The organism is Pseudomonas caspiana (assembly GCF_040224095.2).
GTDB lineage: Bacteria > Pseudomonadota > Gammaproteobacteria > Pseudomonadales > Pseudomonadaceae > Aquipseudomonas > Aquipseudomonas caspiana.
This window is the reverse complement of sequence record NZ_CP167995.1, coordinates 2,103,147-2,115,726: the sequence shown is the minus strand read 5'-3', so window position 1 is coordinate 2,115,726 and position 12,580 is coordinate 2,103,147. Positions and strand designations below refer to the sequence as shown.

The 12,580-nt window shown below is 58.9% G+C and carries 12 protein-coding genes and 2 pseudogenes; 7 read left to right on the top strand and 7 right to left on the bottom strand.

The genetic code is table 11. The features are described from left to right. Positions 1-3: 3 nt before the first annotated feature. Positions 4-297, bottom strand: a complete 294-nt coding sequence (locus tag ABRP31_RS09660; protein WP_087266150.1) for a hypothetical protein — start codon at positions 295-297, stop codon at positions 4-6. 56 nt (positions 298-353) lie between these two features. After that, positions 354-959, bottom strand: a complete 606-nt coding sequence (locus ABRP31_RS09655; RefSeq protein ID WP_087266152.1) for an arylesterase — start codon at positions 957-959, stop codon at positions 354-356. A 10-nt stretch (positions 960-969) separates the two neighbouring features. Between ABRP31_RS09655 and ABRP31_RS09650 the strand changes: the two genes are divergently transcribed. Genes ABRP31_RS09650 through greB form a run of 3 tightly spaced genes read left to right on the top strand, consistent with a single transcriptional unit; the run spans position 970 to position 4,694 of the window. After that, positions 970-1,653: an ABC transporter ATP-binding protein gene (locus ABRP31_RS09650; RefSeq protein WP_087266154.1), complete on the top strand. Its 684-nt coding sequence runs from the start codon at positions 970-972 to the stop codon at positions 1,651-1,653. After that, positions 1,653-4,160, top strand: a complete 2,508-nt coding sequence (locus tag ABRP31_RS09645) for an ABC transporter permease (protein WP_349970961.1) — start codon at positions 1,653-1,655, stop codon at positions 4,158-4,160. The genes ABRP31_RS09650 and ABRP31_RS09645 overlap by 1 nt, the downstream gene beginning before the upstream one ends. Before the next feature lie 36 nt (positions 4,161-4,196). After that, on the top strand, positions 4,197-4,694 hold the full coding sequence (greB, locus tag ABRP31_RS09640; RefSeq protein ID WP_349970962.1) for a transcription elongation factor GreB: 498 nt from the start codon (positions 4,197-4,199) through the stop codon (positions 4,692-4,694). A 264-nt stretch (positions 4,695-4,958) separates the two neighbouring features. Here the strand turns inward: greB and ABRP31_RS09635 are convergent, their stop codons facing one another. The 3 genes from ABRP31_RS09635 to ABRP31_RS09625 form a co-directional block, all read right to left on the bottom strand. Continuing rightward, positions 4,959-5,261: a class I SAM-dependent methyltransferase gene (locus tag ABRP31_RS09635; protein ID WP_349970963.1), complete on the bottom strand. Its 303-nt coding sequence runs from the start codon at positions 5,259-5,261 to the stop codon at positions 4,959-4,961. 275 nt (positions 5,262-5,536) lie between these two features. Then, positions 5,537-5,971 carry a DoxX family protein gene (locus ABRP31_RS09630; RefSeq protein ID WP_349970964.1) on the bottom strand — a complete coding sequence of 145 codons (435 nt, stop codon included), beginning with the start codon at positions 5,969-5,971 and terminating at the stop codon, positions 5,537-5,539. A gap of 97 nt (positions 5,972-6,068) precedes the next feature. Then, on the bottom strand, positions 6,069-7,493 hold the full coding sequence (locus tag ABRP31_RS09625) for a transglycosylase SLT domain-containing protein (RefSeq protein ID WP_349970965.1): 1,425 nt from the start codon (positions 7,491-7,493) through the stop codon (positions 6,069-6,071). A gap of 190 nt (positions 7,494-7,683) precedes the next feature. On the opposite strand from ABRP31_RS09625, the gene ABRP31_RS09620 reads away from it, so the two are divergent. The 4 genes and pseudogenes from ABRP31_RS09620 to ABRP31_RS09605 form a co-directional block, all read left to right on the top strand. After that, positions 7,684-8,505, top strand: coding sequence for a TatD family hydrolase (locus tag ABRP31_RS09620; RefSeq protein ID WP_349970966.1), 822 nt, complete (start codon positions 7,684-7,686; stop codon positions 8,503-8,505). An 89-nt stretch (positions 8,506-8,594) separates the two neighbouring features. Beyond that, a pseudogene (locus tag ABRP31_RS09615) lies at positions 8,595-9,206 on the top strand (HAMP domain-containing protein); the annotation flags it as partial. Continuing rightward, the gene (locus ABRP31_RS09610; RefSeq protein WP_372489431.1) at positions 9,192-10,076 is read left to right on the top strand and encodes a methyl-accepting chemotaxis protein; all 885 of its coding nucleotides are present in this window, start codon (positions 9,192-9,194) and stop codon (positions 10,074-10,076) included. The pseudogene ABRP31_RS09615 and the gene ABRP31_RS09610, both read left to right, overlap by 15 nt. Before the next feature lie 286 nt (positions 10,077-10,362). Next, positions 10,363-10,587: pseudogene (locus ABRP31_RS09605) on the top strand (terminase); the annotation flags it as partial. A gap of 17 nt (positions 10,588-10,604) precedes the next feature. Here the strand turns inward: ABRP31_RS09605 and ABRP31_RS09600 are convergent. Together ABRP31_RS09600 and ABRP31_RS09595 are read right to left on the bottom strand one after the other, a co-directional pair. Further along, positions 10,605-11,399 carry a thioesterase family protein gene (locus ABRP31_RS09600; RefSeq protein WP_349970968.1) on the bottom strand — a complete coding sequence of 265 codons (795 nt, stop codon included), beginning with the start codon at positions 11,397-11,399 and terminating at the stop codon, positions 10,605-10,607. A gap of 415 nt (positions 11,400-11,814) precedes the next feature. Further along, positions 11,815-12,579, bottom strand: a complete 765-nt coding sequence (locus ABRP31_RS09595) for a CHAD domain-containing protein (RefSeq protein WP_349970969.1) — start codon at positions 12,577-12,579, stop codon at positions 11,815-11,817. Between the last annotated feature and the right edge of the window lies 1 nt (position 12,580).

Below are 12,580 nucleotides of genomic sequence, written 5' to 3'. Positions count from 1 at the left end.
AATCTACTCCATGAAGCGCAATTCCGGCCAGATTGGCCGGGTGCCGCGCTTCTGTGCTTCTACAATAGCGCGACACAACGAGCATAGCCGCTCGTCACGAAAAACCTCCCTCGCCACCAGTGACCAGCGCGGCTGCGCAGGCAATAAGGTGCCACACAGCGTGCGGTCGACGGTCCCGCCCAGTTCCAGTTGACGGGCAACCAGATGCACTTTGACTTCCTGGCACGCGAACAGATCGAGCTGCTCATCGGGCTCGATCATTTGGTAGGCATACAGGGACCAGGCAGGACGTGGCATGGAGGGCTCCAGATTGGGGGCGCCACCTTAGCCGAAAGCCCCCGCCTAGAAAAGCCTCAAAGCAGCGGTTTTAGCGTCGGCCAGACATTTTCCAGCAACTTTTGCTGAGCATTGGCCGCTGGATGCAAGCCATCAGCCTGCATCAACTCGGGAACACCGCCTACCCCCTCCAGAAAGAACGGCACCAAAGGTACTTTTTTCTCTTCGGCCAGGTTGCTGTAAACCGCCTTGAACGCGTTGGTGTAGCGCGGTCCATAGTTAGGCGGGATCTGCATACCCAGCAAAAGTACCTTGGCGCCAGCGTCCCGCGAGCCATCAATCATCGATGCAAGGTTTTGTTGCAATTGAGTTGGCTGCTGACCACGAAGGCCATCATTGCCGCCCAGCTCTAGAATCACGAGTTCCGGCTTATGCTCTGCAAGCAGCGCAGGCAGCCGCGCCCGTCCTCCGGCACTGGTATCGCCACTAATGGAGGCATTGATCACTTTGTCGGTGAATCCCTCCTGCTTCATACGCTGCTCAAGCAAGGCAACCCAGCCAATGCGGGTATCCAGGCCGAAAGCCGCGCTGATACTATCCCCAACGATCAATACTGTGCCCGCCGCTGCGGCTTGTGACAGCAACAGCAAACCCAGGCCAGCACTTAAAAACCACGCACGCATCGGATTCTCCATGAGTGAAAGTATTCTCAGTGCTCTGAGCCTCAACAAAGTGGTCCCCAGCACCGAAGGTGACCTGACCATCCTGCACGAACTCTCTCTGGAACTAAACAAGGGCGACAGTCTGGCCATCGTCGGCGCGTCCGGCTCCGGTAAATCCACCCTGCTCGGCCTGCTCGCCGGTCTCGACCTGCCAAGCTCCGGCGCGGTGGTCCTGGCGGGACGCAACCTCAGTGAGCTGGACGAGGATCAGCGGGCGCGGGTTCGAGCGGAACATGTCGGCTTTGTATTCCAGTCATTCCAGTTGCTGGATAGCCTCAATGCGCTGGAAAACGTCATGCTGCCCATGGAACTGGAAGGTCGCAAGGACGCCCGCGATCAAGCAAGAGTCCTCCTTGAGCGAGTCGGGCTGGGCAAGCGTCTGACCCACACGCCGCGCCAACTGTCGGGCGGTGAACAGCAACGAGTCGCCATTGCCCGCGCGTTTGCGGCTGATCCGTCAGTGCTGTTCGCAGACGAGCCCACTGGCAACCTGGACAGTCAGACCGGTGAGCGCATTAGTGACCTGCTGTTCGAGCTAAACAAGGAACGCGGCACGACGCTGGTACTGGTTACCCACGACGAGCGCCTGGCACATCGTTGCCGACGCCTGATCCGTCTTGAAGGTGGCCGCCTGGTCGCCCCACTGGAGCCTTGATGGTACGCCTGCCGTTTTCGCGCCTGCTCACCCTCGCCACTCGCCAACTGCTGCGTGATGCACGCGCCGGGGAACTGCGAGTCCTGTTCTTTGCCCTGCTGGTCGCGGTAGCCGCCAGTACCGCTATCGGTTATTTCGGTGCTCGCCTGAATGGCGCGATGCTGTTGCGCGCCACCGAGTTTCTCGGTGCTGATCTGGTCGTAGAAGGCTCAAGCCCGGCCAAGCCTGAGCAGATTGAGGCGGGCGAAGCACTCAAGCTCGACCATGCGCAAATCGTCGTATTTTCTACGGTTATCGCCACCGATGCCGGTATTCAGCTTTCCAGCATCAAGGCTGTCGACAGTGTTTACCCGCTGCGCGGAGAACTGAAAAGCGCGGCCGACCTGTATCAGCCTGAAGAAGTCAGCCGCGGCCCGAAACCCGGTGAGGCCTGGGCGGAGTCGCGCCTGTTCCCGGCTGTGGACCTTAAAGTGGGTGACGACATCGATGTTGGCTCCAAGACACTCAAGCTGACCCGGGTTCTGACATATGAGCCCGATCGTGCCGGTAACTTCTACAGCCTGACGCCTCGCGTCATGATCAACATGGCTGACCTGCAGGCCACCGGCGTTGTACAACCGGGCAGCCGTGTCAGCTATCGGGACATGTGGAGCGGCCCACCTGAAGCACTGGCCGCGTATCGCAAGGCCATCGAGCCGGGCATGGAGCCTCATCAGGAAATCAAAGACGCTCGCGACGGCAGTCAGCAGATTGGAGGTGCGCTGGGCAAGGCCGAACGCTATCTGAATATGGCCAGTCTGGTTGCGGTGCTGCTGGCCGGTGTGGCCGTTGCACTTTCTGCTGCACGTTTCGCCGTACGTCGATTCGACGCCAGTGCGCTGATGCGCTGTCTGGGTCTATCCAGAAATGAAGCACTGGTGCTGTTCAGCCTGCAATTGGCCATGCTCGGCCTGCTTGCCGCATTGAGCGGTGCGTTGCTGGGCTGGCTGGCGCAGTTGGCGCTGTTCGGTCTGTTGCATGATCTGTTACCCGCCACCGTACCTCCCGGTGGCGTGATGCCTGCATTAGCCGGTATCGGCACCGGGCTGGTCGCACTGGCCGGGTTTGCTCTGCCGCCGCTTGCAGCGTTGGGCCGCGTACCGCCGCTTCGCGTGTTACGCCGTGACATGCTGCCGATCCCGGCCAGCTCATGGCTGGTATACGGTGCCGCCCTGCTCGCTCTGGGTTTGATCATGTGGCGTTTGAGCCTCGATCTGGTGTTGACCTTTGCCTTGCTGGGGGGCGGCGTGATTGCCGCGGTGGTGTTGGGCGGTTTGCTGTTACTCGCCTTGAAAAGCCTGCGTCGCCTGTTGGCCCGTGCATCACTGCCGTGGCGCCTGGGTCTGGGTCAATTACTGCGCTACCCCATGGCTGCTGCCGGGCAATCACTGGCGTTCGGCCTGATTCTGCTGTCCATGGGCTTGATCGCGTTATTGCGTGGCGAACTGCTGGACACCTGGCAAAACCAGTTGCCCAAAGACGCCCCAAACTACTTTGTGCTCAACGTGCTGCCAGATCAGAAAGACGCCTTCAGCCAGCAGATCAGCAAACTCTCACCCCACGCCGCACCGCTCTACCCGGTAGTGCCCGGTCGCCTGTTGAACATCAACGACAAGCCGGTGAGCGACTTCGTGACCAAGGATTCGCGCGGTGAAAATGCTACACGCCGCGACCTGAACCTGACCTGGTCGGCAAACATGCCGGAAGGCAACACCCTGACCGCAGGCAACTGGTGGCCAGCCAACGGCGAAACAAGCGCAACCCCCGGGGTTTCGGTAGAGGCCAAGCTGGCTGACAGCCTGCAGATCAAACTGGGCGACCGCTTGAACTTCATGGTCGGCGGGATGAGTCGTGATGCCGTGGTTACCAGTCTGCGGGACGTCAACTGGGACACCTTCCAGCCAAACTTCTTCATCATCTTCCAGCCAGGCACCTTGCAGGATCTGCCGACCACCTACATGACCAGCTTCTATCTGCCTGCTGAAAACGACAAACAGATCGTCGAGCTGTCGCGCACCTTCCCGGCCATCAGCATTCTGGGCGTCGAAGCATTACTGGCGCAGGTGCGCAGTATTCTGGATCAGGTCACGCTAGCGGTGCAGTTCGTGCTGCTGTTCGTCCTGGCGGCGGGCATTGCAGTGCTGTTTTCCGGCTTGCAAGCGACCCTTGATGAGCGCATTCGCCAAGGCGCTCTGGTGCGGGCTTTGGGTGCAGAACGGGCATTACTGATCAAAGCGCGACGCATCGAGTTCGGCCTGCTGGGTGCCGTCAGCGGCTTGCTGGCTGCACTGGGCTGCGAACTGGTGACGTTCGCGCTGTATCGCTACGCCTTCAACCTTGACTGGGCGCCGCATGCGTCGCTGTTGCTGTTGCCTGTCGTTGGCGCGTTGCTGGTCGGTGGCGCGGGCGTGTTTGGTACCCGTCGTGCGTTGAACGTCAGCCCGCTGACGGTTTTGCGTGATGGCTGATAAACTTCGCGCCCCTGTCCACTACAACGACAAGCCATGAGTCGCTACCGCCCTCCCCGTACCGCTGGCACCGCGCTGATCACCCCCGAGGGTGAAGCGCGGATGCGTGCCGAACTCCATGAGCTTTGGCATGTACGCCGTCCGCAAGTGACTCAGTCGGTGAGCGAAGCAGCGGCTCAGGGGGACCGCTCGGAGAATGCGGAATACACCTACGGCAAAAAGATGCTGCGCGAAATCGACAGTCGCGTGCGCTTTCTAACCAAACGGCTGGAAAGCCTCAAAGTCGTCGACGCGCACCCAAGCGATGTCAACAAAGTCTACTTCGGCGCCTGGGTGACCATTGAGGACGAAGATGGCAAAGAGTCGCGCTACCGGATCGTCGGCCCTGACGAACTGGACCTAAAACTGAACCTGATCAGCATCGACTCACCGCTCGCCCGCGCCCTGATCGGCAAAGAGCTGGATGCCGAAGTGAAGGTTCAGACCCCTACCGGTGAGCAGCTCTGCTACATCGTGGCGATTGATTACCCCTGACAACGCTGCATTTGCACGGGCGGCCACCGGCCCTGTGGGAGATTCTATGTTTGCCTAAAGGCTTGATCTTGAAGGACTAGCCGGGCGGCGCGATTTATGTGGGAGCAGGGCTTGCCCGCGATAAACGATAACTCGGTATGCCTTATGGCTGCATCTCATGCATCGCGGGCAAGCCCTGCTCCCACATAAATGGCATTCCAAAATGTGTATGCGGTGTTTTTTACGATCGCCAGGGGATCGGACATGCACCTGGGATAGAAGCCCTCAACACCGAGTAATCAACCCCTGCCGGGCAATCCGCGTCAGGTTACGTACCACTTCTTCCACACGTTCGGCAGACGGCGCCTGAACCACCGCCAGGTCGAACTGATCATCCTTGAAGCTGGCCAGTGACTGCCGCGGATCGACAAACTGGATCAGAAACGCGTGAGGCCCACCGTTGCGTCGCGGACGACCATCGAGGAAGCGCAACAAGGTTGGCTGGTGTGAACCGCACAGCAGGATCTTCGGGTTACGACGGGAAAATTGCGTGGCAATCGGGGAAATACGAACGACGGGATGGCTCATGATGTTTTGTCTCAGCCTCAATATCTCCGCTGGGCAGCGGTGAGAGGCAACACCGAACCAACGCTTTAGCGGTATTTCGAAGGCCCTGAGGACTTCTATCGACAAGCTTCATGCCTGTCTGGCGCCCCGCAAGTAGTTGTTTAAATCGGCGCATGGGCAGCATCGTAGAGAAGCGGCCGGTTGATTGTCAATTGCCATTAACGCATCTCAGCTTCGCCTTAAAATAAAAAAGGCCCGCAGCAGGCGGGCCTTTCAGGCGATATCTCTATCGTCGATCAGTTGCCGATAGCACGGTCGAAGGACAGCTTGCCCGCACCTTCAATCAACACGGCGACCACACCGCCCAGCAGCGCCAGAGCAAATTCGTAACCGTTGTTGGACATGAACAGGCCGTTGCTGATGTGTACCGAGAAGATCGCCACGACCAATGTTGCCGCCAGTACCAATGCCGCTGGACGTGCCAGCAAGCCCACCACCAGACCCAGACCACCGAAGAATTCTGCGCTGCCGGACAGCAGCGCCATCAGGTAACCCGGCGTCAGACCCAGGCTGGCCATGTACTGGCCGGTGCCTTCCAGACCATAACCGCCAAAAGCGCCGAACAGTTTCTGGCTACCGTGGGCAACAAAGATGATGCCGACCAGAATACGTACAACCGTCAGGCCGTAGCCAGCGCGCGTGGTGAAGAGCGATTTGATCTGAGTGTTCATGACGTGCGTTCCGTGAATGAAGTTGATGGCGCCATATTAATCGACTCAGCAAATGTGACAATCGCAAAAAACTCGCCATCAACATCTATTTATTCGATCACTTCCTGACTGTCACTTTGCCGGTTGGTGTGCTCTCCAGCGAATCACGCTCGCGATCAAACGCAAGGTAGTACTTGTTGACGCTGTTGACGTAACTCACCACGCCCATCCCTGCCTGATCCATGGCAACCCGTTCGGTCTGAAAGAACCACTGATCAGGGTTGAGCCCGCGTCGTTTGGCTTCCTTGCGCATGCCTTGAACGCGCTCGGGGCCAAGGTTGTAAGCCGCCAGCGTAAACGCCATCCGCTCACGCTCATTGAATCTGGAGCTGGCGAAAAACTTGCGCCGGATCAGCGCCAGGTACTTCGCCCCGGCCTGAACGTTGTTATCGGTGGACTGGATGTCTCCCACGCCCACTCGCTTGGCGGCCGACGGGGTGATTTGCAGCAAACCAGTAGCACCGCCGCTGCCTTGCGCCTGCGGCTCAAGCCCTGACTCCTTGAACGCGAGCGCAGCCAGGTTCAACCAGTCCATGCCTTGAGCGTCCGCATGGCGTTGCAAGGTGGGGCGCAGTTGTTCAAGCCGCTGGCGATCAGCGCGAGCCAACGGGTTGTGCACCTTATAGAGATTCTTGTAGGCCTTCTGGAACGCCAGATCCTGATTGGCTGGCGCCTTGTAGGTTTTCAGAAAACCGTCAATGGTAGCTCGCAACAGCGTCGCGTCCTGACGCACAAACCAGTTCATGTCGCTATTGGTACTGAGCGTCAGTGAACGGTCCACGCGCAGTTTGGGCATGACTTTGGCCCAGCGTTCAGCAATGGGCTGCTCGACAACGGTGAGGTGAAAGATGCCCGCCTGGACCATTTCCAGCACATCCTCTACGGCAAGACTGGGGTCCACCCACTCGATCTTCACCGGTGCCAGTTTGCGCAATGCCAGTCGCTGATTCAGAAGATGCACCGCTTCGTCAGCCGCGCTGCCCGCCGACAAACTCAAGGTTCGCCCGGAAAGCTGTTCGATGTGCCTGAAACTGCGCGTCCCTCTGACACCCACGACAACCAGTGGCACATGCCGGATGATCGGCTGACTGGCCTCTATGCCCTTGGTTTCCCGTGTGTCGAGCAGCTCGCCGGGGGCAACCAGATCACCCTCCCCACGCTGCAACGCACTGAGCAATTGGTTCTTGGCTTTGGGAATGATCTTGAACGTTACCTGTTGGCCATCACGGGAGTGGCCGTTTAGGTATTTTTCGAACGCCTGCAGTCGATGGTACTCGACGCCTATTTCCTCACCTTTTGCGTCCCCCGAACTATTGCGGCTCTGATTGACGAGCACGCGCAACACTTTGCTGCTGCGAATCGACGGCAGGTCACGCACAGCCGTCTTATGCTCGGCAACTTGTGGCCCGGCTTGTCGGGCACTGACCGAAAACGGCAGCAGTGCCAGCGCAAAAACAATGAGGTAGCGGGAGGCTCGGATCATTCACTCTCCAGGGAAATGCCGTTCTAAAAACATGAAAAAGAAGTCGATAGCGCCGCGCAGATAGCGTTTGGGCCACCCGCGCACTGCGAAATCCAATCAGGAAGACCGCACAAGGGCCTGATTGTATTGCCTTTTATTATTAGAACCGAAGCTCTGATATCCTCAGCGGTCTTCGGCCTGAGGTAGCACCATGCAACTCATCGACATCGGCGTCAATCTGACAAATGCCAGCTTCGACTCGCAACGACAAGCGGTGCTTGATCGTGCCTATGCCGCCGGGGTGTGTCAGTTACTGCTTACCGGCACCAGCGTCGAGGGTAGTGAACAGGCATTTCAGCTATGCCAGGAGCTGGACGAAAGCGCTCTGCGCCTATTCAGCACCGCAGGCATTCACCCACATTCGGCGGTTGACTGGAACGCTGACAGCGAGCGCCAACTACGCGCACTGCTTCAGGAAGATCGTGTAAAGGCCGTGGGCGAATGCGGGCTCGATTTCAATCGCGACTTCTCCCCGCGCCCGCAGCAGGAAAAAGTCCTGGAAGCACACCTGGCACTGGCCGTGGAGCTGCAAATGCCGGTGTTTCTTCACGAAAGGGATGCTAACCAGCGCCTGCTGGAAATCCTCCGCGATTATCGTGACCGTCTACCGGCTGCGGTCGTGCACTGCTTCACCGGCGAACAGCGAGCGCTCTATAGCTATCTGGACCTGGACCTGCATATCGGCATTACCGGGTGGATCTGCGATGAGCGCCGTGGCAGCCACTTGCATCCACTGGTGCGCGACATACCCCGCGGCCGATTGATGCTGGAAAGCGATGCGCCGTATCTGCTGCCTCGCACCCTGCGGCCCAAGCCGAAGAACGGTCGCAACGAACCCGGTTTCCTTCCGGAAGTCCTGCGTGAAGTCGCGCTGCACCGCGAGGAAACCCTGTCGGACCTGGCCAGCCACACCAGCGCCGCCGCCCGGAATTTTTTCGCACTGCCACAAATACCTGTCACCGACCAAGGATAGGTTGACCCACGTCAAGGAACGCTTTGTTCAGTGGGAGATGATGATGGCACCTTGCTGCATTTCTCCTGACTAACCAAAGAAGACCTCCTATGGGCACCTGGATTAGCAACCTTTCCTTGAAGTACAAATTCTGGGCCGTCAACGCGGTGGCCTTTTTCACCACGCTGATGCTGGTCATCTACGCGCTGCAACTGGAACGACAGGCGCGCTTCGACGCGGCCCGTGAATCCGCGCAGGCTCAGGCGCGCCTGCTCGGCAGTTGGCCCTTACCGCAGGCGCTGCCCGCGAATCCACAACTGTTGATTCTGAGTGCAGGACAAACACCCACATTCCAGAACCAGCCATTGCCGGAGCTCACCACCGCCAAGGACTGGGTCGCACTGAGCTCACAACCCCTGACGGGCGAGCATGCTTTGATTGGCGCTCAGGTCACGGCGCGCCCTGACGGGCAGCGTATCGCGGTGCTGGCTTTCGGTCCGAGTCTGATGCAAGTGCTGGAGGAGCGTTTCGCCAACTACGCCATTGCTGTGTTCGTGCTGATGCTGGCGATGCTGGGAGCCTCACAGTTGCTGATCCGCTTCTTGCTGAGCCAGCTCAATACCCTCAAGGACGTGATGCTGCACGTGGAAAAAACTGGCGACCTGTCAGCCCGCGTACCCTTGACCGGCGAAGATGAGGTGGGCCAAATGGCCAAGGCATTCAACGCCATGCAGGCCGGCTACCAACGGGTGGTCACGACGGTCTCGCAGACTGCGGCACGCCTTGATCAGGGCGCCGCACATCTGGCCGCAGGCATGAACGACGTGCGTCACGGCATGCTCGGCCAGCAAAGTGAGACCGATCAGGTCGCTACCGCTATCAATGAAATGTCCGCGACGGTTTTCCACATCGCCCAACACGCCAGCACCACCCGGGACCAATCCCAGACGGCCGATGGGCTGGCCGGTGGCGGCAAGGCTGTGGTTGATCGGGTTCAAACCTCCATTGCAGGCCTGTCCACTGGCGTACAGCAGACCGCCGTGATGATTCAGCGTCTGGCCGAAGACAGCCAGAAGATCAACGGGGTGGTCAGCGTGATCCACAGCATCGCTGAGCAGACCAACCTGTTGGCCTTGAACGCGGCAATCGAAGCGGCGCGGGCCGGAGAAATGGGTCGCGGCTTTGCTGTGGTAGCTGACGAGGTTCGTAATCTGGCAAAACGCGTACAAGTCTCCACCGATGAAATCACCACGATGGTTTCAGCCTTGCAATCGGGCACTCGCGATGCCGTGGACTTCATGCAGGACAGCTCGTTCAAGGCTGATGAGTGCGTGCAGCAGGCACACGAAGCGGGTGAAGCCCTGGCGGCCATCGCCGGTGCGGTAGCGCAAATGCGCGAAAGCAATACTCAGATTGCAGTGGCCGCCCAACAACAAAGCCAGGTCGCAGAAGAAATGAACCGCGCCGTGGTGAGCATCCGCGACGTGACCGAACGCACCGTCAACCAGACTGTGGATTCCGCCAGCACCAGCGATGAGCTCGCCACCCTGGCAGGAGAGCTGAGCAAGGCAATCGGGCAGCTTAAGCTTTAAAGCGGAACTGACTAGACCTTCATTTGCCCAGTTCCTTCGCCATACAAGGTTCTGTGGGAGCGAGGCTTGCCCGCGATAAGAACACCGCAACATGTCAGATAGACCGAGTCGCCTGCATCGCGGGCAAGCCTCGCTCCCACAGGAAATCGTGTTTCATTCCGCAAGTGGAGTTTCGAGGCTGACGTGTTTAGGCCCTATTACACCGATAGTCAGGCTTGATTCGCCGCCCCAGCGAGTCAGGCCTACTCTTCAGGCATTCACATAGTGTTTGTAGAGGAATGCAGTCATGGGCAAGCGGTTACCCAATCTTCATACGTGGCAGTGGCGTGGTTATGCCGACAATCACTGTCATCCGACAAATTTCGTCCTGCATCTAATCGCCGTGCCGTTGTTTATCCTGGCTGCGCTGCTGATTCTAGATGGGCTGTTTTCACTTAGCTTCTCTTCGCTGGCCATCGGCATCATAGGTCTGATCGCGGCGCTGGGTGTTCAGCGCCATGGTCATTCGCTCGCGATTTAACAGCAGCCTCACCCAAACACCGTCACCGTCTGCCGACTGATCGCAATCAACTCCCCGGTTGGCGACCAGAGCATTGCTGCCGTGTGACCGTAGCCATCGCGGGCATGCTCGATCACCGCCTTGTAAGAACACCAGTCATGAGTGCTCAACACAGGCATCGGCTGGACGAATTCGATGGTCCAGGTCAGCGAGCTGCCCGGTGCAGGCTTGCTCAGGTGTGGCAACAGCGCAGGTGGCCAGGTGTCGACCAGTGCCAGCACATGCGCCTCACTGGAAGGCCCCTCTTCGATATCGCGAAACCGTACGTAGCCACCAATCGCCGGTGACGGTGTGTTGCTGAAAGGCAGGCCACCCAACGCCCACCGTAGCTCCATGAACCTCAGGTACTCGGGCATCATGCCGCTGACGAAAGGTAATTGCGGGCATTCCTCCAACGGTTTGAGCGTGGGTGCCGGGTCGGCCTTGACCGAAATCACCGACTCACGCGCTGCACCGAAGCTGCCCTGAATCAGCGTCATAACCTGACCATTTTGCGTTGCACGTCCGAGCACCTGGCTGACGGCTTTACCGTCGCGTAACACTTCCACTTCGAAGGCGATCGGTACGCCGGGCTCGGCAGGACCGACAAACGTGAGGGCAAGGGAGCGTACGGGGCGATCAGCAGGCACTCTGGCACGCATCGCTTCATATTGCAGCGCCGCCATCAAGCCACCAAAACTGGCGCGGCCCTGCGCCCATTCAGCCGGAATAGTCACGGCCAGCGGATTGCTGCGCACCGCGTCGATCAGCTCGGAAAACTTCATGTATACCCCGTAGTTCCGATAATAAAAGACCCGCGCCGTGGCGAATCAGCAGACAGGCGTTGATCTTAACCAGCTATCTTGTGATGCGCGCACGGCATATCGGCCTTTTCTACGGACTGACAAGAGCAGCCTTGTGGCCAAAGCGCCGCGCTTTTCCCGGCAAGCAACTGTTCCTGTAAAAAGTACAACTACCTGATTTGGAGCGATTTTCTGTAGGAGCGCACGAGCACCGCGAGGCCGCGATGGGGTCCTGTCTGATACACCGCCATCGCGGTCTCGCGGTGCTCGTGCGCTCCTACAGCTCGGTATTTGCTTCGCGACAGCGCGGTGTCAGGGATACAGGACGATCTCATTCAGAACATACATCTGGCTTCAGTTAATTAATCTTTCCCCGGAGCCATCAACCTAATGCGTTTCAGCCGAAACAGGTCTTGCTCAAACGCACCAGCGCCACATCGGCTTTCTTCTCGGCACGCACGATTCCGGTTTGCCAGGCGGCGATGCATGGCGCCAGATCATGTTCGCGTCCGGCTTGAGCCAGCCATTGCAGATGATCGTGCCAATCACCCAACGCGCCTTGAGCAGCTTTCAAGCGCGACTGCATTTTCTTCGGTTGATGGCTCAACTCCGGATAAGCATCCGCAGCGTAGCGCACGCGCTTGATCAGCAACCGCAGACGGTGACGATCATGAGCGGGGTCGGCGATGGCTTCGCGGAGTTTTTTCCACTGTTTGTCCATGCCTTTCTCGACAGTCTTGCGTAGCCCCCGGAGCAATTGCTGGCGCTGTTGCACACGCAAAAACCCTGGGAATTGATCCAGAGTGGTGAACAGACGAGCGAGTTCGGCAGAGCTCGCAACCTGCCCGTAAGCCTTACTGACTTTATTGATACGCACGGCCGCAGCGTCAGTCAGCCCCTGTTCGGCCAAGTGGGCAGCCAGTACTTCAATGTCCCGTAGCGGCGTGGTCAGCTCCCCTACCGCTTTGGCCGCCACCTCCAGCTGTTCGACGCCTGCCACACCGCGCAAAGGACGTAACAGGCTGCGCAAGCGGCGCACAGTGGTGCGCAGGTCATGTAAGGCTTCAGGATCAGTGGACGCCGCAAGACGCGCCTGACAAGCCAGCAATTTTATGTGCAAGCCCAGGACTTGCGCGACCAGATGGTCGACCATCGATGACATG

What these genes read in the sequence shown, in the direction of transcription:
- ABRP31_RS09660 (WP_087266150.1), bottom strand. Translation starts at nt 297, where the DNA reads ATGCCACGTCCTGCCTGGTCCCTGTATGCCTACCAAATGATCGAGCCC.
- ABRP31_RS09655 (WP_087266152.1), bottom strand. Translation starts at nt 959, where the DNA reads ATGCGTGCGTGGTTTTTAAGTGCTGGCCTGGGTTTGCTGTTGCTGTCA.
- ABRP31_RS09650 (WP_087266154.1), top strand. Translation starts at nt 970, where the DNA reads ATGAGTGAAAGTATTCTCAGTGCTCTGAGCCTCAACAAAGTGGTCCCC.
- ABRP31_RS09645 (WP_349970961.1), top strand. Translation starts at nt 1,653, where the DNA reads ATGGTACGCCTGCCGTTTTCGCGCCTGCTCACCCTCGCCACTCGCCAA.
- greB (WP_349970962.1), top strand. Translation starts at nt 4,197, where the DNA reads ATGAGTCGCTACCGCCCTCCCCGTACCGCTGGCACCGCGCTGATCACC.
- ABRP31_RS09635 (WP_349970963.1), bottom strand. Translation starts at nt 5,261, where the DNA reads ATGAGCCATCCCGTCGTTCGTATTTCCCCGATTGCCACGCAATTTTCC.
- ABRP31_RS09630 (WP_349970964.1), bottom strand. Translation starts at nt 5,971, where the DNA reads ATGAACACTCAGATCAAATCGCTCTTCACCACGCGCGCTGGCTACGGC.
- ABRP31_RS09625 (WP_349970965.1), bottom strand. Translation starts at nt 7,493, where the DNA reads ATGATCCGAGCCTCCCGCTACCTCATTGTTTTTGCGCTGGCACTGCTG.
- ABRP31_RS09620 (WP_349970966.1), top strand. Translation starts at nt 7,684, where the DNA reads ATGCAACTCATCGACATCGGCGTCAATCTGACAAATGCCAGCTTCGAC.
- ABRP31_RS09610 (WP_372489431.1), top strand. Translation starts at nt 9,192, where the DNA reads ATGGCCAAGGCATTCAACGCCATGCAGGCCGGCTACCAACGGGTGGTC.
- ABRP31_RS09600 (WP_349970968.1), bottom strand. Translation starts at nt 11,399, where the DNA reads ATGAAGTTTTCCGAGCTGATCGACGCGGTGCGCAGCAATCCGCTGGCC.
- ABRP31_RS09595 (WP_349970969.1), bottom strand. Translation starts at nt 12,579, where the DNA reads ATGTCATCGATGGTCGACCATCTGGTCGCGCAAGTCCTGGGCTTGCAC.